This window comes from uncultured Stenotrophomonas sp. (assembly GCF_945952405.1).
Lineage (GTDB): Bacteria > Pseudomonadota > Gammaproteobacteria > Xanthomonadales > Xanthomonadaceae > Stenotrophomonas.
In genome coordinates, this window is record NZ_CAMFIA010000006.1 from 201,148 (window position 1) to 222,253 (window position 21,106).

At 66.8% G+C, this 21,106-nt stretch carries 19 protein-coding genes; 9 read left to right on the plus strand and 10 right to left on the minus strand.

The features are described 5' to 3' along the window. Nucleotides 1-163 precede the first annotated feature (163 nt). The gene (locus Q0P60_RS08695) at nucleotides 164-1,093 is read left to right on the plus strand and encodes an AraC family transcriptional regulator (RefSeq protein ID WP_294991154.1); all 930 of its coding nucleotides are present in this window, start codon (nucleotides 164-166) and stop codon (nucleotides 1,091-1,093) included. A gap of 18 nt (nucleotides 1,094-1,111) precedes the next feature. On the opposite strand, the gene Q0P60_RS08700 is transcribed toward Q0P60_RS08695, so the two are convergent. The 7 genes from Q0P60_RS08700 to Q0P60_RS08730 all read right to left on the minus strand — a co-directional run bounded on the left by Q0P60_RS08700 (nucleotide 1,112) and on the right by Q0P60_RS08730 (nucleotide 7,813). Then, nucleotides 1,112-1,909 carry an SDR family oxidoreductase gene (locus Q0P60_RS08700; protein ID WP_294991204.1) on the minus strand — a complete coding sequence of 266 codons (798 nt, stop codon included), beginning with the start codon at nucleotides 1,907-1,909 and terminating at the stop codon, nucleotides 1,112-1,114. A gap of 149 nt (nucleotides 1,910-2,058) precedes the next feature. Continuing rightward, nucleotides 2,059-3,120: an AAA family ATPase gene (locus tag Q0P60_RS08705; RefSeq protein WP_294991207.1), complete on the minus strand. Its 1,062-nt coding sequence runs from the start codon at nucleotides 3,118-3,120 to the stop codon at nucleotides 2,059-2,061. Continuing rightward, nucleotides 3,120-4,097: an SDR family NAD(P)-dependent oxidoreductase gene (locus Q0P60_RS08710; protein ID WP_294991210.1), complete on the minus strand. Its 978-nt coding sequence runs from the start codon at nucleotides 4,095-4,097 to the stop codon at nucleotides 3,120-3,122. Before Q0P60_RS08710 ends, Q0P60_RS08705 begins: the two co-directional genes overlap by 1 nt. Beyond that, nucleotides 4,094-4,519: a VOC family protein gene (locus tag Q0P60_RS08715; protein ID WP_294991213.1), complete on the minus strand. Its 426-nt coding sequence runs from the start codon at nucleotides 4,517-4,519 to the stop codon at nucleotides 4,094-4,096. Before Q0P60_RS08715 ends, Q0P60_RS08710 begins: the two co-directional genes overlap by 4 nt. 25 nt (nucleotides 4,520-4,544) lie before the next feature. Beyond that, on the minus strand, nucleotides 4,545-5,648 hold the full coding sequence (locus Q0P60_RS08720; protein WP_294991216.1) for an FAD-dependent monooxygenase: 1,104 nt from the start codon (nucleotides 5,646-5,648) through the stop codon (nucleotides 4,545-4,547). Nucleotides 5,649-5,680: 32 nt separating this feature from the next. After that, nucleotides 5,681-6,724, minus strand: coding sequence for an NAD(P)-dependent alcohol dehydrogenase (locus Q0P60_RS08725; protein WP_294991219.1), 1,044 nt, complete (start codon nucleotides 6,722-6,724; stop codon nucleotides 5,681-5,683). Between the two features lie 45 nt (nucleotides 6,725-6,769). Further along, entirely contained in the window at nucleotides 6,770-7,813 is a 1,044-nt protein-coding gene (locus Q0P60_RS08730) for an alpha/beta hydrolase (protein ID WP_294991222.1), read from the minus strand. Between Q0P60_RS08730 and Q0P60_RS08735 the strand changes: the two genes are divergently transcribed. After that, nucleotides 7,799-8,776: a LysR family transcriptional regulator gene (locus tag Q0P60_RS08735; RefSeq protein ID WP_294991225.1), complete on the plus strand. Its 978-nt coding sequence runs from the start codon at nucleotides 7,799-7,801 to the stop codon at nucleotides 8,774-8,776. The genes Q0P60_RS08730 and Q0P60_RS08735 overlap by 15 nt on opposite strands. Before the next feature lie 6 nt (nucleotides 8,777-8,782). On the opposite strand, the gene Q0P60_RS08740 is transcribed toward Q0P60_RS08735, so the two are convergent. Then, on the minus strand, nucleotides 8,783-9,748 hold the full coding sequence (locus Q0P60_RS08740) for an AraC family transcriptional regulator (RefSeq protein WP_294991228.1): 966 nt from the start codon (nucleotides 9,746-9,748) through the stop codon (nucleotides 8,783-8,785). An 83-nt stretch (nucleotides 9,749-9,831) separates the two neighbouring features. Between Q0P60_RS08740 and Q0P60_RS08745 the strand changes: the two genes are divergently transcribed. Together Q0P60_RS08745 and Q0P60_RS08750 are read left to right on the plus strand one after the other, a co-directional pair. Continuing rightward, nucleotides 9,832-10,605 carry an SDR family oxidoreductase gene (locus Q0P60_RS08745; protein ID WP_294991231.1) on the plus strand — a complete coding sequence of 258 codons (774 nt, stop codon included), beginning with the start codon at nucleotides 9,832-9,834 and terminating at the stop codon, nucleotides 10,603-10,605. A 34-nt stretch (nucleotides 10,606-10,639) separates the two neighbouring features. Further along, nucleotides 10,640-11,509 (plus strand): oxidoreductase, encoded by an 870-nt coding sequence (locus Q0P60_RS08750; protein WP_294991236.1) that lies wholly within the window; start codon nucleotides 10,640-10,642, stop codon nucleotides 11,507-11,509. Nucleotides 11,510-11,574: 65 nt separating this feature from the next. Here the strand turns inward: Q0P60_RS08750 and Q0P60_RS08755 are convergent, their stop codons facing one another. Continuing rightward, nucleotides 11,575-12,513, minus strand: a complete 939-nt coding sequence (locus Q0P60_RS08755; RefSeq protein ID WP_294991239.1) for an alpha/beta hydrolase — start codon at nucleotides 12,511-12,513, stop codon at nucleotides 11,575-11,577. 277 nt (nucleotides 12,514-12,790) lie between these two features. Here Q0P60_RS08755 and Q0P60_RS08760 point away from each other — a divergent pair, with 277 nt between their 5' ends. Both Q0P60_RS08760 and Q0P60_RS08765 read left to right on the plus strand, forming a co-directional pair. Then, entirely contained in the window at nucleotides 12,791-14,914 is a 2,124-nt protein-coding gene (locus tag Q0P60_RS08760) for a hypothetical protein (RefSeq protein WP_294991370.1), read from the plus strand. 71 nt (nucleotides 14,915-14,985) lie between these two features. Further along, nucleotides 14,986-15,471: a TspO/MBR family protein gene (locus Q0P60_RS08765; RefSeq protein WP_294991242.1), complete on the plus strand. Its 486-nt coding sequence runs from the start codon at nucleotides 14,986-14,988 to the stop codon at nucleotides 15,469-15,471. A 16-nt stretch (nucleotides 15,472-15,487) separates the two neighbouring features. On the opposite strand, the gene Q0P60_RS08770 is transcribed toward Q0P60_RS08765, so the two are convergent. Beyond that, a complete protein-coding gene (locus Q0P60_RS08770) occupies nucleotides 15,488-15,784 on the minus strand; it encodes a hypothetical protein (RefSeq protein WP_294991373.1) in 297 nt (98 codons plus the stop codon). Between the two features lie 226 nt (nucleotides 15,785-16,010). Here Q0P60_RS08770 and Q0P60_RS08775 point away from each other — a divergent pair, with 226 nt between their 5' ends. From Q0P60_RS08775 to Q0P60_RS08785, 3 genes are read left to right on the plus strand one after another with little or no spacing between them, the layout of a single operon-like run. Next, entirely contained in the window at nucleotides 16,011-18,248 is a 2,238-nt protein-coding gene (locus Q0P60_RS08775; protein WP_294991245.1) for an ATP-binding protein, read from the plus strand. After that, entirely contained in the window at nucleotides 18,245-18,712 is a 468-nt protein-coding gene (locus tag Q0P60_RS08780; protein WP_294991248.1) for a response regulator, read from the plus strand. Before Q0P60_RS08775 ends, Q0P60_RS08780 begins: the two co-directional genes overlap by 4 nt. Continuing rightward, nucleotides 18,705-21,104: a hybrid sensor histidine kinase/response regulator gene (locus Q0P60_RS08785; RefSeq protein WP_294991251.1), complete on the plus strand. Its 2,400-nt coding sequence runs from the start codon at nucleotides 18,705-18,707 to the stop codon at nucleotides 21,102-21,104. Before Q0P60_RS08780 ends, Q0P60_RS08785 begins: the two co-directional genes overlap by 8 nt. The last annotated feature ends 2 nt before the right edge of the window (nucleotides 21,105-21,106 follow it).

A 21,106-nucleotide genomic window follows, 5' to 3' on the forward strand; every position in this document is an offset into this window, starting at 1 on the left:
CAGGCCGGCGACCGGCACGTCCAGCGGGAAATTCTAGGAACGGAGCACCGGCTGCACCATTCGCCACCGTTCGTGGTTGATGTGCAATCGTCCGCCCGCCTCGCGCCGGAGCATGGGCTGGCGCGGTACGCTATGCCCGGCCCTTCTGTTGCCGTTCTGGTGCATGGATCCTCTGTCTGAAGTACTCACCCTGCTCCGCCCCACCCATACGCGCACCGCAGCGCTGGATGTGGCGGGCCCTTGGTCACTGCGTTTTCCCAACCGGCAGGGCATCAAGTTCTGCGACGTCGAGCGCGGCGAGTGCTGGATCTCCGCCGAGGGCAGCCAACGGCCGCAGTATCTGCAGGAAGGCGACTGCTTCCTGCTCAGCAAGGCCGGCTCGTATGTACTGTGCAGTGACCCTCAACTCACGCCGGTGGATGCCGCCTCGCTACTCGACCTTGAAGCCACCGGCCGCAAGACCCTGCACGGCGGCGGCGACCATCTGATCGTCAGCGGCAGCTTCCGTTTCGCCGATACCGATGCGGTGCGCGTCCTCGACCCCTTGCCCGGCATCGTGCAGGTGTCACATGGCGACAGCGAGGCCCTCCTGCTGCGCCGCGCCCTGGCCCGCCTTGCCGAGGAACTTGTACAGCCACGCCCGGGCGCCGCGCTGGTGGTTGAGCACCTCGCCCATCTGATGCTGGTGGAGATGCTCCGCCTGTTCCTGTCCGTCGAGCACCCTGCCCTGCCACCTGGCTGGATGCAGGCCATGACCGACCCGCGTATCGCCGACAGCATCCGTGCCATGCATGGCGAGCCGGCCCGCACCTGGCGGCTGGATGATCTCGCCAGCATCGCGGCCATGTCACGCACGGTCTACGCCGGCCGCTTCAAGCAGCTGATGGGCGTTTCGCCCATCGAGTACCTGACCAACTGGCGCATGCTGCTGGCCGCCTCCCGCCTGCGCAGCACCCAGCAGACGCTGGCACGCATCGCCGCAGACGTCGGCTACAGCTCCGAGTTCTCCTTCATCGCAGCCTTTACCCGGGTGATGGACGTTGCGCCGGGCCGCTATCGCCGTCAGCTCCGCACCGACATGGATGCGGACTGACGGCGGCAGCCAGGGACATCAGAATGGGGTGTCGGCCACGCCACCATCGGCACGCAGTGCGGCGCCGGTGGTGCCGGATGCGAGGCTGGAGCAGGTGTAGGCCACCAGGTTGGCCACCTCCTGCGCAGTCTGGAAGCGCTCGGTGATCGACGACGGCCGCATGGCTTTCACCAGCGCTGCGCCCTGTTCCTCGATGCTCTTGCCGGTGCGGCGGATTTCCTCCTGCAGCATCGCCTCGACGCCCTCGCTCAGGGTTGGCCCCGGCAACACCGCGTTGACAGTCACGCCGGTACCCGCCATGCGCTTGGCCATGCCACGCGAGAGGCCCAGCAATGCGGTCTTGGTGGTTGCGTAGTGCAGCATGTCGGGCGGCGTGCTGATGCCACACTCCGAGCCGATGAAGACCACCCTGCCCCAGCCCTTGCCTGCCATGGCCGGCAGGTACGACCGTGCAAGGCGCATGCCTGCCATGATGTTCACCGCCCAGTAGGTGTCCCAGGTGTCATCGGCAATGTCGAAGAAGTCGGCGGTCTCGAAGACCGCGGCATTGTTGACCAGGATGTCGCACGCCGGCGCCCGCTCCAGCAGCACGTTGCAGCCCGCCGCACTGGCCAGGTCCGCAACCACGCCCTGCACCGGTGCCGCAGCGCCGTGCTCGGCCTTCAGCCGCGCCACAGCCAGGTCCACCTGGTCGCTCCTGCGGCCATTCACCACCACCGTCGCACCCTCCGTCAGCAACGTACTGGCGATGGCATAGCCGATGCCCTGGGTCGCACCGGTAACGACGGCTAGCTTGTTCTGGATACCAAGTAGCATCTCACATTCACCTTGTTGAGGCGCACATCGTGCGCGAGTTGAAACAGCTGCGCCGGGCCTGGGATTCCACGCACCGGTCGCAAACCTCGTGTTGAGGTCATTAGGCGCCGCGTGCGACACGCAGGCCATGTGCGCCTGACCGCAATCACTCAGCCAGCGTCCGTAACTGACCCGCTGCGCGAGCGCGCGTTCAGCCACGCCATGACCGTGGCATTCGATTTATGGGTAGCCCCCAGGTACAGGGTGGCGTTGGCCAGCGCAGCCGCGCCCAGCTCGCCACCAAAGCGCTCCAGCACCTTCCATGCCTCCAGGGCCTTGGTCTGTGCTCTCGGATCGGACAGGCCGATATCCTCGATGGCCATCTTGCTCAGGTTGCGGGCCAGGTATCGTGGATCACAGCCTCCATCCAGCATCCGGCACACCCAGTACAGCGCCGCATCGGGATTGGAGCTGCGCACCGACTTGAACGCCGCGGAAATCTGGTCGTAGAACAGTTCACCCTGCTTGTCGAAGCGGCGCACCCGGCGGGGCAGCGCGTCCTCCAGCAGCGAATGGGTGATCCGGCCATCCGCAGGCGCCAGATCCGCCAGGATCTCCAGAGCATTCAGTGCCCTGCGCAGGTCACCATCGGCGCGCGCGCCGATGGTGACCAGGACGTCGTCGTCGATCCTCAGATTGCGATGTGCCAGCCCCTGCTTCCGATCTGCCAGCGCACGCCGCAACTGCCGGATGATGTGGATGGGCTGCAGCGGCTGCAGTACATGAACGTCGCAGCGTCCAAGCAGTGACGGACGCAGCTGGAACGACGGATTCTCGGTGGTGGCAGCAAGCAAACGGGCATCGTTGGCCTGCAGATGACCTACCAGCAGCTGCTGCGCAGCACGATCCAGGCGGTGAACCTCGTCGACGAACAGCAGGTGGCCGTGCCCTGCCTGGTGCTTGACCACCGCCAATGCCCGGCCCAGTTCGGAGGGCGTCATCGACGCTGCAGACAGCGATAGGTGGCGATGCCCCGATGCCGCCAGTAACAGGTGCGCGATACTCGTCTTGCCACACCCCGGCGGTCCCCACAGGATGATCGATCGTGGCAGGCCTGCTGCCAATGCCTGCTGCAGCGGCTGCCCCTCCGCCAGCAGATGGGACTGCCCGACAACGCCGGCAAGCGATACCGGGCGCAGTCGTTCGGCCAGGGGGGCGCGCACCGCCGGCATCACGCCGCGCCTGGTGTCACGCCAGCGAACGCGTTGATCCCGGTCAGCTCGGCCGACAGCCACCACAGGCGTTCTGCCTGCACGGCGTCCACCGCATACGGCCGAACACCCGTTTCGCTCGGCGCGGGAAGGTCTTCCTCCCGTGCGACGTCGCAGTCCTCGCAGTACACCCCACCGATGCCGTCCAGCAGCGGTGATGTGGCCGCCCACACTGTCGTCGCCGCACCTTGCGCCGGCGTCTTGAAACTGGGGTCGATCAACCGGCCTTCTGCATCAAGCCAGCCCAATGCCTGCATTTCTTCCAGTGCCATGTGGCGCTGCAGCGCCGTGTGGATCTTGCCCGGATGGACCGAGTAGGAACGCACGCCGGCATCGCGACCGAGTACATCCAGGTGCCGCGCGAACAGCGCGATGGCGGTCTTGGACTGCCCGTAGGCCAGCCACTTGTCATACCCTGCCTCGAACTGCACGTCCGTCCACCGCATGGGCGAATAGTGATGTCCCATCGAGGACAGCGAAACGATGCGTGCACCGGGCGCAATGGCCGGCCACAGCAGATTGACCAAAGCGAAATGGCCCAGGTGGTTGGTACCGAACTGCGACTCCCAACCGTTACCCACCCGCGATTCATCATTGGCCATGACCGCAGCATTGCAGATCACGATATCGGCCTTGCGTCCGCTGCCGACGAAGCGCCCGGCACAGGCGCGCACGCTGGCCTGATCCGCCAGATCAAGCAGGTCCACCTCCACTCCGGGCAGATCGGCCAGCGTCGCACGGGCCGCCGCCGGGTTGCGCGCAAGTACCAGCACGTCAGCGCCGGCGCTGGCCAGGGTCCGGGTGGTTTCCAGGCCCAGGCCGCCGTGGCCGCCGGTGATGATGGCCCGCTTGCCGCGCAGGTCGATGCCCCGCGCCACATCGGCTGCGGTACTGTTCCGGTCGAAGCCGGAGTCCAGGGGATGCTGAGCGCGCTTCACGACGAGGCCTCCGCAGTGTCGTGCGCCGGAGCGGAATCGGCCAGCGTATGGAACGCGCACAGCTTGTTGCCGTCCGGGTCACGCAGGTAGGCCAGATACAGCGTGCCCGCCGGCGTCTCGCGCACACCGGGCGGGTCCTCGCAGGAGGTTCCGCCGTTGGCCAGCGCCGCAGCATGGAAGGCGTCCACCTGTGCCGGGCTGGCCATGCGCAGGCCGATGGTGCCGCCATTGGCGGCGGTGGCCGCTTCGCCGTTCAACGGCGTGGCCAGCACCAGCAGGCTACCGGCGTGCTGGTAGAGAATGCGTTCGGAATTGAAATTGAGGCTGAGTGCCGGGCGCGCGCCCAGTACTCCCAGCGCGGCGTCGTAGAAGCGACGGGACCGCACAAGATCGTTGCTGCCAAGGGTTACGTGACTGAACATGTCTCTGTCTCGGTTCGGAATGAAATCAGGCCCAGCGCCGGCGCGCCGCACCCGGTGAAGTGGCGTCGCGGAACGAACGCCCGAAGACCTGGCCATGCAGCACCTGCTCGCGCATGTGGGGCAGGCGCCGTTGCTGGTAGAGCGCCAGGGCGTCCACCACGTCCGGTTCGAGGCGCAACGCCCGCGACACGTGCAGGGCATCAAGCATGGACTCGGCAAATCCGGCGCCGGTCATCGGCGACTGCGCATGGGCCGCGTCCCCCACCAGCGCCAGGCGCCCGCGCGCGACCTGCGCGGGCACGTATTCGGAGATGGGCATCGGCAGCGCGCCTGCCTGCCGGATGGCCCGCGAAAGTGCCTTGCCCCACGGCGCAGGCCACTGCGCCCGTGCACGGTTGGCCAATGCAATGCGGGCGTCTTCGGGCACCGCTTCCGCGGTCGGCGTGAATCGCACCCGGTCCTCGCCAACCGCACCGAGGGCCTGCAACAAGGGTGTGCTGCGGGCTTCGAACCACGCCCACCCCACGCGTCGCGGGCTGGCCTGGGCAGCCTCCAGCAGCGGGTAGATGGCCAGCACATCGTGACCGGCCGAATGGAATTCGACACCGCGCAGCGCACGCGCGTTCCGGCAGGGCACGTCCAGTTGCCCCAGCCACGCCAGGTAGCCTGCGTAGGAAGCCTCGGGCTGCCCTGGCGCGACGCTCCGTCGAACCACGCTGCGGTGGCCATCGGCCCCGATCAGCAGGTCGGCGGTCCACTCCCGCCCTTCTGCGCTACGCGCCCATGCCGCGCCGACCCGTTCACCAACGATGGCCACCGCCTCGCCATCAACCAGCGTAATGCCAGGCTCAACGCTGGCCGCCTGGCGGAGCGCACGGTAGACGTCCCACCACGCATGCGGCAGCACGGCCTGTTCGATGGCATCGCCGCCCAGTGCATCCATTACCCGCTGGCTGGCCTGCGCAGTGAATGCCATGCGCAAGGCCGTGCCGCCGGCGCGGATGGCCACACCGCTGCGCTCGCGCGCCGGTGCCCGCTCGAGCACGGTGGAGGCCACGCCGACGTTGGCCAGTGCCAGGGCCGCTGACAGGCCTGCCAGCGAACCGCCAATGATCAATGCCGTGCGCATGCCCTGCTCCTTGTCCAGTGCAACGCAGGCCGTCAGGCCAACGTCGACATGTCGATGACGAAGCGATAGCGCACGTCGGCGCGCTCAAGCCGATCAAAGGCTTCGTTGATCTGGTCCATGCGGATCAACTCGCAATCCGGAAGGATCTGTTGCCGCGCGCAGAAATCCAGCATTTCCTGGGTCTCGCGGATGCCGCCGATCATCGAGCCCGCCACGCGGCGACGACCCATGATCATGGGCACGGTGAACGGCTCCTGCAGGTCACCCAGCTGCCCGACCACCACCAGCGTGCCGTCGATATCCAGCAGCGGAATGTACGGATTGATATCGTGCTTGCTCGGTACGGTGTCGACGATCAGGTCGAAGCTGGAGGCCGCAGCCGCCAGCGCCTGCGCATCGTCGGTCGGCAGCAGTGCCTCTGCACCGAGGGCCAGCGCGTCGGCCTGCTTGGCGCGCGAGCGACTGATGACGGTGACGTGTGCGCCCAGTCCGATCGCCAGCTTGACCGCCATGTGGCCCAGCCCACCCAGGCCGACCACGGCCACCCGGCTGCCGGGGCCGACGTTCCAGGTACGCAGCGGCGAATAGGTGGTGATGCCGGCGCACAGCAGCGGTGCGGCACGAGACAGGTCGAGCCCTTCCGGGACGCGCAGAACGAAGGCCTCTTTCACCACGATGTGCCGCGCATAGCCACCAAGGGTCGGCTCGCCGGTGACACGGTCGAGGCCGTTGTAGGTCTCGGTCAGCACGTCGCGACACATGTGTTGTTCGCCCTTGTGGCACTGGTCGCAGTGCTCGCAGCTGTCGACGAAGGTGCCGACAGCCACCGCATCGCCTACCTTGAAGCGATGCGCGGACGCACCGGTGGCCACTACACGCCCGATGATCTCGTGGCCAGGCACGACCGGATAGATCGCCCTGCCCCAGTCGTTGCGGACCATGTGCAGGTCCGAATGGCAGACGCCGCTGTAGAGGATTTCGATAGCGACATCGTCGTCGCGCAGTTCACGACGTTCGATGGTGTGCGGCACCATGGGTGTGGTTGCCGACAGCGCAGCATAGGCCTGGGTCTTCATCTGCAGGATCCTTGAGTAGTTCAACGAAGCGCCGTATCGGCGTGATCAGCGCGCAACCAGCGCCTGACGATAGAAGTCGCCCAGGGCGGCGTCCGCGCGCGTCACGAATTCGGGCTGGTCGTACAGCGCCACGTGGGTACCACCGGCCAGGATCAGCAGATGCTTGTCGGTGCTGGCCGCGCGACGGTGCAGCTCCTCGCTCATCCAGCGGGTGCCCGCCTCACTGCCGGCGATCGCCAGCAACGGTTGGGTGAGGAACAGTTCGGCATTGTTGAAGGCGTCGTAGCCCACCAGTTCGGCCAGGTTCTGCAGCGGGAACAGCCCATTGGCGTTTGGATGCTGGCCGCGCGGCGTGCGGTAATAGTCGAAGGCTTCGGCAAAGTCCGGGTGTGTGGCCGCTTCGCGACTGGCTGGCAGCGCATCCTGGTACTGCAGTTGTCCGCCCTCGGCCTGACGGCTGCGGGCCTGCGCTGCGGCGTCAAGCAGCGCAAGCGAATCCCGCGGATCTGCGCCGCCTTCCCAGCCCTGGCGGAACATCAGGCCGTAGTTGACCGCACTGACGGTGCCCACCGCGCGGATGCGGCGATCGTTCATCGTGGCATGTGCCGCATAGCCGCCCCCGGCACAGATACCGAGCACGCCAATCCGATCGGCGTCAACGAACGGCAGCGTGACCAGCAGGTCGATCGCCGCGCTCACATCGGCCACGCGCGCATACGGGTTCTCATTGCCGCGTGGCGCACCGGTGCTGTTGCCCTGGCAGGAGGCATCGAAGGTCAACACCACGAAGCCCTGCTGGACCAGGCCGGCCGCATGCACCGTCGCGGTCTGCTCCTTCACGCCACCGGCCGGGTGCACGACCACGATGGCCGGATGACGGGCCGACAATGCGGCGTGCTCCGGCACATGCAGCTGGCCGGCCATGGTGATGTTGCCATTGGGGAATTGCACTGCTTTCATTGCCGTCCTCACAGGTTGCTGTCCACGTTGTGTGGAATGGCAGCTACGATAGGGCTGGCAGTGCGCGGTGATAATCCGCAAAAATCGTAATGGACTTATAAGCAGGGTCACCCAATGGCAGGCAGTCACCTCAAGGATCTCTCGGCCTTCCTGATGGTTGCCGAAGAGGCAAGCTTCACCCGCGCCGCGATCCGGCTGGGCATCACCCAGTCTTCGCTCAGCCAGATCATCCGCGGACTGGAAACCCGCCTGGGGCTGCGCCTGTTCGCCCGTACCACCCGCAGCGTGGCCCTGACCGAAGCCGGCGAGCGCCTGCTCGGCCTCATCGGCCCGGCCATGAGCGAACTGGAAGCCGGGCTGGCCCGCATCGGGGAACTGCGCGACAAGCCGGCCGGTACCCTGCGCCTGACCGCGGACGAGTACGCGGTGCATGCCGTGCTGATGCCCGCCATCGCCCGGCTGGTGCCCGACTACCCGGATATCCGCGTGGAAATCACCACCGACTACGGGCTGACCGACATTGTCAGCGGCCGCTTCGACGCGGGCGTGCGTCGTGGCGGCCTGGTCGCCAAGGACATGATTGCCGTGCCGATCAGCGCGCCCATCCCGATGGTGGTGGTCGCATCGCCGTCCTATTTCGCCCGCCACCCGGCGCCGCAGCAGCCGCAGCAGCTGGTGGAGCACCAGTGCGTCAACCTGCGGCTGCCCACCCATGGTGAAATCTATGCCTGGACCTTTACCCGTGCAGGTCGCGACCACCGGGTCAAGTCCGAAGGCCAGGTGGTGGTCAACAGCATTTCGGCGATGCGCGATGCCGCCCTGCAGGGCGTCGGCCTCACCTATCTGCCGCTGCACTATGTGCAGGACCGGCTGGAGTCAGGAGAGCTGGTCGAGGCGCTGTCGGAGTGGCGCAAGACCTACGAGGGTTATCACCTGTACTACCCGAACCGGCGCTTGGCATCGCCGGTGTTCACGCTGTTGCTGCAGGCACTGCGCGACAACCTGGACGACAGCCGGAAGCGCAGCACAGCGAAGCCCGCGCGTGGCACAGGAAAGCATACGCCGGCCAAGTCGCCTCGGCGCACGACCTGATTCCGTTCAACTGGCCGTCGCGGCCTGCCTGCGGTACTGAGCGGGCGCCTGCCCCATGATGCGCTTGAAGGCGGTGCTGAACGCGCTTTCCGATTCGTAGCCCACCGCAAAGGCGATACTGGATACGGCATCGCCGCTGTTGGCCAGCCGGTCCGCCGCCAGCAGCATCCGCCAACGTGACAGGTAGTCCATCGCGGCATACCCGACCAGCGCCTTGAAGCGCTGCGCGAACACCGTGCGCGACACCCCGGCGATGCGCGCCAGAGACTGCAACGACCAGCTCGTGGCCGGCGCCGCGTGCATCGCGCCCAGCGCCAGGCTGATGTGGCTGTCGGTCAGGGCCAGGAACCAGCCCTTCGGCACCCTGCCCGGGGTGGCCAGGTGCAGGCGCAATACCTGCACCAGCATAAGGTGGGCCAGATGGGTGGACATCAGCCCTGCCCCCGGCTGCGGTGCGCGCAGCTCACTGGCCCATTGATCCAGCGCCCAGCGCAGCACGCCCGCCTGCCCGGACGCCCGCGGCACGTGGATCAAGGGCGGCAGCGCATCGAACAGCACCGCGGCGTGGCGCCCGGGAAACGCGAACCGGCCGCTGATGAGAAAGGCATCGCCGCCTCCGTTGTGGGTGACAACGCCCTGCCGCGCCGCCGCTTCGATGATGGGCTCGCCGCTGCGGATGGCCACTGCAGGATCCGAGGCGAGCACGAAGCGGCGCCGGCTGTTGAGCAGGAAGCAATCCCCTGCTTCGAAATGGAGCGGCTCCGGCTCGCCGTGGACGCTGCCCCAGCAACCGCCCCGCATGACCGCCGTGAACTTGATGCCCTCATGCGCCGGGAAGTCGAACGCCCAGTCGCCGGCGGCATCGAAACCGGCAAAGAACTGGCTGCTCGGCTGCAGCAATGACAACACGTCGGACAACGGATCTGCGCTCATTTCCGTACGCTCGAAGAAGCCAGGCGGACGCCACGGCATGGATCGTACGGAATCCGGGGCCTATCGTGGATTACACGGCGGCACACCACCGCCCCGCCCCCGTCAACGCACAGGAATTCCGCATGAAACGCCTGCAGGACAAAGTCGCGATCATCACCGGCGCCGGCAGCGGCACCGGCATGGGCGCGGTCATCGCCCGGGTCTTCGCCAGCGAAGGCGCCATCGTCGTCGCCACCGGCACCCCCGATCGCAAGCAGAACCTTGACGCCCTCGTGCAGGACCTTGCTGCGCAGGGCCAACGCGCCACGTCGGCCTTCCTTGACGTGACCCGGCCCGAGCAATGGGCCGAGGTCGCCGCGCGCACGGTCGAACGCCATGGCCGCATCGATATCCTGGTCAACAACGCCGGTACGCCCGGCCCGCGCGACGGCCGCTGGGACAACGCCACCGCCGAAGACTTCAGCCACGTCATCGACGTCAACCTGACCAGCCAGTTCCATGGCATCAAGGCAGTCACGCCGCAGATGGAGCGGCAGCACAGCGGCGCAATCATCAATATCTCGTCCGCCGCGGGCATCATCGTCTTCCCCGACGTACCCCCCGGCTACAGCGCCTCCAAGGGCGGCAGCCGGCACCTGACCAAGGCCGCCGCCGTCGATTTCGCCCGCCGTGGCATCCGCGTCAATGGCATCTACCCCGGGCTGATCGACACGCCGATGGCGACCCATTTCACCGAAGACCCACAGCTGCTGGAACGCCTGCTCAAGGGCATTCCGATCGGCCGCGTCGGCACTTCGGAGGAAATCGCCAAGGCCGCGCTGTTCCTGGCCAGTGACGATGCCTCCTATGTCATCGGTGCCGAGCTGGTGGTGGACGGTGGACTGACCATCATCTGATCGCGTGCCATTCCACATCCCGCAGGAATCTCCAATGACGACACAAAAATCACGCGTCTGGTTCATCACCGGCGCCTCCTCCGGCCTGGGCAAGGCCCTCTCTGAAGCAGTCATCGCCCACGGTGACTGCGCCATCCTCACCGCGCGGCGGCTGGACCGCCTGCGCGCGATCGCCGCAGGCCACGAAGACCGTGTGCTGCCGTTGGCGCTGGACGTGAATGATGCCGATGGCCGCAGCCGTGCCGTGGCCGAAGCCATCGAACGCTTCGGGCGCATCGACGTGCTGGCCAATGTGGCCGGCCGCGGCGTGGTCGGTGCCTGCGAGGAGTTCAGCCTGCAACAGCTGCGCGAGCAGATGGAGCTGAACTTCTTTGCCGCTGCCGAAATGAGCCGGGCGGTCCTGCCGCAGATGCGGCGCCAGGGCGCCGGCCATATTCTCACGGTCAGCAGCATCGCCGGGCTCGTGGCAATGAACGCGGCCGGCCCCTACTGTGCGGCCAAGTTCGCCATCGAAGGCTGGAGCGAAGCGCTGGCGATTGAAGCAAAGCCGCTCGGCATCCGGGTAACCCTGGTGGAGCCGGGCGCGTTCCGTACCGAGTTCGCCGGCGATGTCAACATGCGCCCCGCACACCGCATCGACGCCTACCGGCCGGTCGTGGAGCCGTTCGAAACCTACCTGGAGTCGTCCTCCGGGCAGCAGATGGGCGACCCGGCAAAGGCCGCGCAGCGCATGCTGGACGTTGTCGCCAGCAATGATCCGCCGGTGCGGCTGATGCTGGGTGCGGATGCCTATTCGATCTGGGAGGCGACCCTGGCCAACCGCCAGGCGGATCTGGCGAAGTGGCGTGCGCGTGGTATCGATACCGCCTTCGATGGCGCTGCCACGGTGCAGATCCAGCTGTAACGCAGACACCCGCCGGCCTGCAATGGGCCGGCGGGGTAGGCTCGATTCTGGATGTCGCCGGGCGATCAAGCGCCGAGGTGCTTCTGGTAGAACGGAATCAGCTGCTGCAGGGCCTGCCCGGTCGCCTCGGGCTGGTCATACAGTTCGTAGTGACTGGCGCCTGCGACGATCTGGATGCTCTTCTGCGCCGAACGCGCCTTGGCGTACAGTTCGAGGCCATCACGATACGAACCGAAGCCCCCAGGTACGCCGCCGATGACGATGTGCAGGGGTTGGATCAACAGATGCTCGGTGAACGCAAAGGCGTCCCAGTTCAGCGCACCGCCGGTGCTGGTGAAGCGCAGCTTGTTCGGCGATCCCGGCTGCTGGCCACGCGGCGTGCAGTAGTACTGCACGGCTTCAACGATGTCGATGTCGTTGATACCCGCCGCTTCGCGCTCAGCCTCGGAGCCGGGGATGTAACCCACGATCAACGGTTCGGCACCCCGTGCTTCGGCGGTGCGTTGCTTGGCCAGCGCCTGCAGGGTCTTCAACGCAGCGTCCGGTGACATGTCACCCTCGCGCATCAGGCGGCCGTAGTTGGCAGCCACCACCGTGCCGACTGCCTTGTAGCGATGGTCGGTGGTGGCCGCGCTCACCGCATAGCCACCACCGCCGCAGACGCCCAGCACGCCCACCCGATCTTCATCGATGTAGGGCAGCGTCATCAGGTAATCCATGGCACAACGGAAGTCCTCCACGCGGCTGGCCGGATCTTCCATGAAGCGGGGCTCGCCACCGCTGGCACCCTGGGTGGAGGCGTCGAAGGCCAGGGTGATGAACCCGGCGGCGGTCAGCGCCTCGCCGTAGATGGCACCCGAGGTCTGCTCCTTGCAGCTGCTGATCGGGTGCGCGCAGACGATGGCGGCGTACCTTGCGGACGGATCGAAGCCTTCCGGGAAGCGCAGGGTTGCCGCGACGTCCCAGCTACGGTTCTTGAAACTGACAGTCTGTTGCTTGCTCATTTGTTGTCTCCATGGGATGGAACCGACAGGCACAGCGTAGGCCGGCCGGATTGCATTGATAATCCCGGGAAAACACATTGCACTTATCTGCACAGCCACCTAATCAACCCGATGCGGCACTTTCAACCGCCCTGCACGCGATCTTTCACGCTGCGCCCCCCATCGCTCCGCAATAGTGGCGCTGCAGTCTACGTCCAGAAGGTGAAGCCCCCTGATCTCCGCGCGCTATTCGCAGTGGCCCCGCCCAGCGCGCCTCGCCGTGCGCCTGTTGCTGATCATGTACGCCGCGTACCTGCTGGCCGGCAACATCTTCCTCAACACACCGCTGTTCGACCAGGTCACCAACCGCAAGCCGCACAAGTTCGTGATGACCACCGGGCCGGCGCTCACCCTGCTGCCGGGCCATGTGGTCGCCTGGAACGTTCGCCTGCGCGGCCATGTCAACCATACCGTCTACGTCCTGCGCGCCGACCGGGCGAGCGCGCGCCTGGCGGTACTGCCCCTGTTCCGCCGCGAAGTGCGGGTGCCATGGCTGCAGGCAACCGGGGTCTCAGCCGAGATCAGCCGCGTCGCGGAAGCCGTTCCATCGCCACCGCGTGGCGACCAGGGCTGGACCCTGCGCTTTGACGCCATCCACAGCGACAGCATCCGCAGCGCACGGCTGGGCAAGCTGCTGATCATCGGCCAGGGCAAGGGAACCGTCGGCTTTCTCAAGCAGCTGCGCGGAGGCCCTTCGCAGCTGTTCGATTCAACCCTCTCGTTCAGTGCGGCCGATACCAGCTATGACGGTGTGCAGCTGCTGGGCGACATGGATCTGTCCGCACGCTTCAGCTATCCACGTCACTACCGGGACCAGGCGCCGGGGCTGGCCAAGCTGAAGCTGCTGCGTGGCCAGCTCGACATTGATGCCCGCAGCCAGGGCCTGCGCATGGATACCGATGCACGCACCCCCAGGATCTCCAGTGCCCCCGTTCCCGGCCACCTGCAGGTGGCGGTGCACCTGCTCGATGGCCAGCTGCAACCGGGCGACCATGCGCTCTGGCAGGTGCCGCTCTACCTGGGTGACGGTGCGCCCGCACGTGGCGTGTTGGCGCTGCAGCTCAACGTCGCCAACGATATGCGCGTGCAGGCGCGGCTGCCGCCCCGTCCGGGCTCGGCCAGCGGCATCGATGCCGACCTGCATGTCCGTGGCCGTGACATCCCGTTCCAGCAGCCGGCCGAACTGCTGGAACGCAGCTCCGGCCGCGTGCGTGGGGAGTGGACCTTCACCTCGCTCAACTGGATCCCTGCCCTGTTTGTCCGCAAGCCCTGGCTGCAGCTGGACGGAGGCGGCACGCTGCAGGCCGATCTGCGCCTGCGCAACGGCGAGTTGATCGAAGGCAGCACGATCGACATCCCCTCGGCCGAGGCAGTGGCCGAAATCGCCGGGGTGCAGCTGGCCGGCACCGCCAGCGCGCATGGTGAATTGAAGGCCGGCCACCCCAGCCAGGCCCAGCTGGCGATCCGGCTGCCCCGCTTCACTGCGCGCCCCAGCGACGCCAGCGATGTGCGCCTGTTCGACGGCCAGGATCTTGCCGTGGACCTGAGCGGCGATGGTCAGCTGCAGGCGTTGCGCAAAGGGGTGCGTGCCCGGGTCCGCTTCAGCCAGGCCAGCATTCCGGACCTGGCTGCGTACAACCGCTACCTCGGTACTTCACAGGTGCGGCTGCTGCGGGGCAGCGGCCACCTGAGCGGCGATGCCACCCTCGACACCGACGGCCGCGTCGGTCACGGCACGGCACGCCTGCAGGGACGCAACGCCAGCGCGAAGGTGGCCGGACTGGACATGGGCGGCGACGTGGAGGTGAACGCAACGCTGCGCCGAGGCGATTTCAACCAGCGCCACTTCGATCTGTCCGGTAGCACCGTCGAGCTGCGCAACGTACAGGTGGCCGCAACGCAGGGCTCCCCTGCCTGGAAAGGCCGCGCCACCTTCACGCGTGGCCGGATCGACGCGAAGCCACCCTTCCAGATCGATGCTGTTGCCGACCTTGCCTTGAGTGACGCGCGCCCGTTGCTGGCGGTGTTTGCCGAGCGCACCGATTACCCACGCTGGACCTTGTCACTGCTGGATTCCGGACAGGTGGACGCACAGGCCAGGTTGCGCTGGCGCCCGGGCCGTCTGCTGGTCGATGGCCTGCACGCAGAAAACGATCGCCTCTCGCTCCGCGCCCGCCTGGATCTGCTTGAGCAGCGCAAGCGCGGCGACCTGTACCTGCGCTGGGGTCTGCTGGGCGCGGCCATCGAGCTTGATGGCGACCAGCGCCAGTGGCACCTGGCCAAGGCCCGCGAGTGGTTCGATCAGCGGCCGTCGCTGCTGCCCACGACCGGGACCGATGGCAGCGCCGGCTCTTCAGACTGATCCAGGCGCCATTGCATCCATTTGCCGCGCCCATACGTATGCGACTGCATACGTATCAGGGAGTTGCTCGAATGAAGCGAGGCACATCGGCGCTGGGACTTCTGGGATGGATCGCGGTCACCTTCGCCGCAGGCGCATTGGGCGCCTGGGCCTCCACCTCGGCCGCCCGCTTCTACAGCACGCTGGCGCTGCCCGGCTGGGCACCGCCGGCCAGTGTGTTTGGCCCGGTGTGGTCCCTGCTCTACGCCATGATGGCCATTGCGGCCTGGTGGGTGTGGCGTGAGCGCGGCTGGCGTGCAGCACAACCGGCATTGCTGCTCTATCTGCTGCAGCTGGCCGCCAATGCACTGTGGAGCTGGCTGTTCTTCGGCTGGAAGCTGGGCGGACCCGCCTTCGCCGATATCCTTGTGCTGATCGTGCTGGTCGGCGCCACCCTCACTGCCTTCGCGCGCATCCACCGCGGTGCGGCAATGATGCTGGTGCCCTATTTCGCCTGGATTTCATTCGCCGCCGCGCTCAACTACGCGGTCTGGCGCGCCAATCCCGGTCTGCTGTGACCACGGCGCAAGCCGATCACGCCTGGGCCGCGGCGGCATGCGGGCGCCACGCCCGCAGCAGGGCGGGCTTGAAGGCCTGTTGCCCGCAGCCGCCCGGACATCTCACCACCCGGACCGCGCAATGGCTGACCAGGCCCTGCCCTTCCTGCGCCTTGAACACCGTTTCGCAGGACAAGCAGCGCGCCACCAGCGAATACAGGTGGAGAAGACGCCCGCTGGACGGATCCTGCAGCGCGTCCACATCCAGCAGTTCGAACTGGCAGCTGTCGGCAAGCATACGGAAAGGCGCTGGAGGCAGGGTCTGCAGGTTCACGGGCGTGGTGGTTGATGGGCAGGACGCCACCGTAGGCAAATGGCTGTGGAGCCGGCGTGCAGCGCAGATGTACTTTCCGCGAAAGATGAAGAGTTCAGTTTTCAATGAGAGGTTCTTCACATGCACATGGTGGTATCCGAACCGACACTTTTGCTTCACCATCCATGGACACCGGCTGCCGTGCTGAGCCACTGCAGCCATCCACGAATCATGAGCCCTGCCTTTGATGCCTTCTGCTGAGTCCGCGCACGACGTTGATCTCCACCACTGTGCGCGCGAACCGATTCACACCCCCGGAGCCATCCAGCCGTACGGCGTGCTTCTGGTCGTTGAACCGCACTCACTGCGCGTACGCGAGCGCGCCATCAGCCAACCAGGCCTGCTGCAACAGTTCGGAGAACCCCTCGAGCAGCATGTCAGCGAGGTCCTCGGCGGCGTGCTGACGCCCTTCCAGGCATTGTTCCAGCAGGCCACCGTCGGCAGCAGCGCCCATGTCGGCGCCGTGCACCTGGACGGTCTTGGCCGCCATCAACTGTTGCTGCACCGCTCTGCCACCGACCTGCTGATCGAGCTGGAAGCGCCGGTTCCCGGCCAGCCGGGCTCGCTCGAAGAACTCTACCCGGCGATCCGCGAATTGATGACGGGCATCGAGACCGCCACCAGCGTGGAAGACCTGTGCAGGCTGGCTGCCGCCCACATGCGCCAGCTCACCGGCTTCGATCGCACCCTGGTCTACCAGTTCGACGCCGGCTGGAACGGCATCGTCGTCGCCGAGGATGGTAACGGCCTGCTGCCCTCCTACCTGGACCTGCGCTTCCCCGAATCGGACATTCCGGCCCAGGCCCGCGAGCTGTATCGGCGCAACCGGGTACGCCTGATCGCAGACAACAACTACACCGCGACCCCGCTGCTGCGCAGCGAGGCGCATCGCAATGCGCCGGCGACCGACCTGAGCCTGGCCGTGCTGCGCAGTGTCTCGCCGGTGCACCTGCAGTACATGCGCAACATGGGCACAGGTGCATCGATGTCGGTGTCGCTGGTGCATGAGGGGCAGCTCTGGGGCCTGGTGTCCTGCCACACGGTGCAGCCCCGCCGGCTGCCTTACCACGTGCGAACCGCCTGCGAGTTCATGGGCCAGATCCTGTCGCTGCAGATTGCCCTGAAGGAGCGCGCCCGCGCCATTGAAGAGCGCGTAGCCCGCCGCTCGCTGCTGGTCAAGCTGCTGGCCCGCATGGCCGGCGACGAAGACTTCATGGCGGCGCTGCACCGCGACGAGGCCAGCCTGTTGTCGCTGACCGGTGCGGCTGGCGCCGCCATCGTGCACAAGGGCGACTGCATGCGTGTCGGCCAGTGCCCGGCCGCCAGCGATGTACTGGCGCTGGCCGACTGGCTGGCCCAGCAGCAGGCCGGGCAGGAAATCTACTGCAGCGACCACCTGGCCGCCGAGTGGGCACCGGGCGCACGCCTGTGCGACCTGGCCAGCGGCCTGCTGGCGGTTTCCATCTCGCAGCTGCACGACAGCTACCTGATGTGGTTCCGCCCCGAAGTGGTGCGCACCGTGCGCTGGGGCGGCGACCCGCGCAAGACGGCCAGCGCCGGGGTTGCCCTGTCTCCACGCAACTCCTTCGAGGCCTGGAAGGAAACGGTGCAGCAACGCAGCCTGCCCTGGAACGATGCCGACCGTGATGCCGCGCATGAAATGCGTACCGCCATCGTCGACATCGTGCTGCGCAAGGCCGAGGAAATGGCCGAGCTGAACGAGCAGCTGCTGCGCAGCAACAAGGAACTCGAAGCGTTCTCCTACTCGGTCAGCCATGACCTGCGCGCGCCGTTCCGCCACATCGTCGGCTATTCGGAGCTGCTGGCCAGCTCGGCCGGCGAACGCCTCAACGAGACCGAACGCCGCTTCCTGGATACCATCGTTGAATCGGCCAAATCAGCCGGCACCCTGGTGGACGATCTGCTGAGCTTCTCGCAGATGGGGCGTTCCACGCTCGGGCGGGTGCGGCTGGACATGGCAGCACTGGCCAAGGACGTCCGCGACAGCCTGGCGCTGGATTACGCAGGTCGTGACGTGCAGTGGGAACTGGCGCCGCTGCCCCAGGTCCTGGCCGACCCGACCATGATGCGCCTGGTCTGGCAGAACCTGTTGTCCAATGCGGTCAAGTTCACCCGCGAACGCGAACACGCGATGATCGAGGTCGGCCATGCGCGCAGCGAGGACGAAGACCACTTCTTCGTGCGCGACAACGGGTGCGGCTTCGACATGCGCTATGTCGACAAACTGTTCGGCGTGTTCCAGCGCCTCCACCATGTGGAGGAATTCGAAGGCACAGGCATCGGCCTGGCCAATGTACGCCGCATCGTCAGCCGCCATGGCGGCAGGACCTGGGCCGAGGGTGAGCCCGGCAAAGGCGCCACGCTGCATTTCACCCTGCCCATTACACCCGGAGAACACCCATGAGGGACCTGCGGCCGATCCTCCTCGTCGAGGACAGCCCCAAGGATGCCGAACTGACAATGGCCGCGCTCTCGCGCTGCCAGTTGCTGAACGATGTCATCCATGTACGCGACGGCGCCGAAGCGCTGGACTACCTGCGCTGCGAAGGCAAGTTCGCCGGCGCCCGCCACGGTGGCCCGGTGGTGGTCCTGCTCGACCTGAAGCTGCCCAAGGTGAACGGCCTGGAGGTGCTGGAGCAGGTACGCGGCGACCCGCACCTGAGCAGCACGCCGGTGGTGATGCTGACCTCCTCCCGTGAAGAACAGGACCTGGTGCGCAGCTATGAGCTGGGCGTCAATGCGTTCGTGGTCAAGCCGGTCGATTTCAAGGAATTCTTCGATGCCATCCAGGGCCTGGGCATGTTCTGGGGCATCACCAACCAGCCACCGCCGCATCGCCCCAACGGATCGGGGCAGCACAATGCATGATGGATCGCGCCGCAGCGAGCGCCTGCGCATCCTCATGCTGGAGGACAGTGCGCTTGATGCGGAGCTGATCACCGCACAGCTGCAGCGGGCCGGCCTCGATTTCGAAGCCGAGCGCCTGTGGACACGCAATGCGTTCATCGAAGCGATCGAGAACCGCGCTTTCGATGTCATCCTGGCCGACCATGTCCTGCCGGGCTTCGATGGCGATGCGGCGCTCGCACTCGCGCGCGAGCGGATTCCGCACACGCCCTTCATTTTCGTCTCCGGCACGCTCACCGAAGAGCTGGCGGTGCAGGCACTGACCCGTGGCGCACGCGACTACGTGGTCAAGCAGCGACTGCAGCGACTGCCGGATGCGATCCGGCGCGCACGCCAGGAAGCGCGTGAACGCACCCAGCTTGCCCATGCGCAGGCTGCCCTGAACGACAGCCAGGCCCAGCTGCAGCAGGTCACCGATGCGGTGCCAGCGCTGATCGCCCAGCTCGACCGGACGCACCGCTACCGCTTCGCCAACAAGGCGTTCCTGGACTGGCATGGCGTCAGCCTGGCCGAGCTGCTCGGCCGCACCGCCCGCGAGGTCAGTGGCATCACCGCATTCGAGCATGCCCTGCCCAGCCTGCAGCAGGTACTGCAGGGCGAGCGCACCCGTTTCCAGGTAGAGCTGGTCCATCGCAGCGGCGAATCACGATTCGTGCAGATGGACTGCGTGCCGGAACGCGGTGCCGATGGCGATGTGGTGGGCTATATCTGCCTGGGCAGCGACGTCTCCGTGCTGAAGCAGGCCGAATTGGCCCTGCGCGAGGACAACCAGCTGCTTGAGCAGCAGGTACAGGCGCGCACAGCCGAACTGCGGGCCAGCAAGCGCCGCCTGCAGGCCATCTTCGAATCCAGCTTCCAGCACCAGGTGCTGCTGGATCCTGCCGGCCAGGTGGTCGATGCCAATGTGGCATCGTTGGCCGCCGTACTGGCCGACAAGCCCGATGTGATCGGCCAGCGCTATGGGCAGTCGCTCTGGTTCGCGCTCACCGAGGACGTCGGCGCAACCATTGACCAGGCCGTCGCCAGCGCCGCGCAGGGCCACGCCTCGTTGCATGCACTGGAACTCGAATTGCCTACCGGCCGGCGCAGCTTCGATTTCTCGTTCCGCCCGCTGCTGGATGCGGACGGCGTGGTGACCGCCGTGGTATCGGAGGCGGTGGAGACCACGGCCCGCCTGCAGGCCGAGCACGCACTGCGCCAGTCACAGAAGATCGAGGCCGTGGGCCAGCTCACCGGCGGCATCGCGCACGATTTCAACAACATCCTGACCGTGATCTCCGGCAACGTCGAGCACGCCATGCTGCTCAGCGAGCGCGCCGGTGAACCGGGTGCGATGGTCGGCCGCGCACTCGACAACGCCCTCAAGGGCGTCGGCCGCGCTGCCAGCCTGACCCAGCGCCTGCTGGCCTTTGCACGCCGCCAGCCGCTGCGCAGCCAGGCCGCCGATCTCAATGCCCGCCTGCTGGACATGCATGACATGCTGCAGCGCGCATTGGGCGAGCTGGTGCAGCTGGAGATTCGTGCCGCGGAGGGCATCTGGTGCGTGGAAATCGACATCAGCCAGCTCGAGGCCTCCGTGCTCAACCTGGCGGTCAATGCGCGCGATGCCATGCCGCATGGCGGGCGGCTGGTGATCGAAGTCGACAACAGCCACCTCGACCACGACTACGCCGCGCTGTTCCCCGACGCACAGCCTGGCGAGTATGTGATGCTGCGGGTCCGTGACAACGGCCACGGCATGGATGCAGAGACGCTGGCGCGGGTGTTCGAGCCGTTCTTCACCACCAAGCAGGTCGGCCGTGGCACCGGGCTGGGGCTGTCGATGGTGCACGGCTTCGTCAAGCAGTCCGGCGGCCATGTACTGATCGACTCGGTGCCCGGTGTCGGCACCAGCATCACCATGATGTTCCCGCGTTCCACCCTGGCCCTGCCCTGCGAGGCCAGTGCACCGCAGACCGGGCTGGCCGGTTACTCGCCGCGTGAGGAGACCATCCTGGTGGCCGAGGACAATGACGATGTCCGCGCGCACACCGTCGACGCGCTGCGCGCCCTGGGCTACCGCGTCCTGGAGGCGCATGACGGTCCGTCCGCACTGCGCCTGCTGGAACGTCCGGATACCACGGTTGATCTACTGTTCTCCGACGTGGTGATGCCGGGCATGTCGGGCTGGGAGCTGGTCCGCGAAGTCCGCGAGCGCTGGCACGGGGTCGCCGTCCTGTTCACCTCGGGCTACCCCCGCGACCACGACGCCGTGGGCAGCCAGGGTCGGGTCGCCGCGCTGTTGCCGAAACCGTTCACCCGCAGTGATCTGGCGCAGGCGGTACGCACCGCGTTGGAGACGGCGGCGCACTGAGT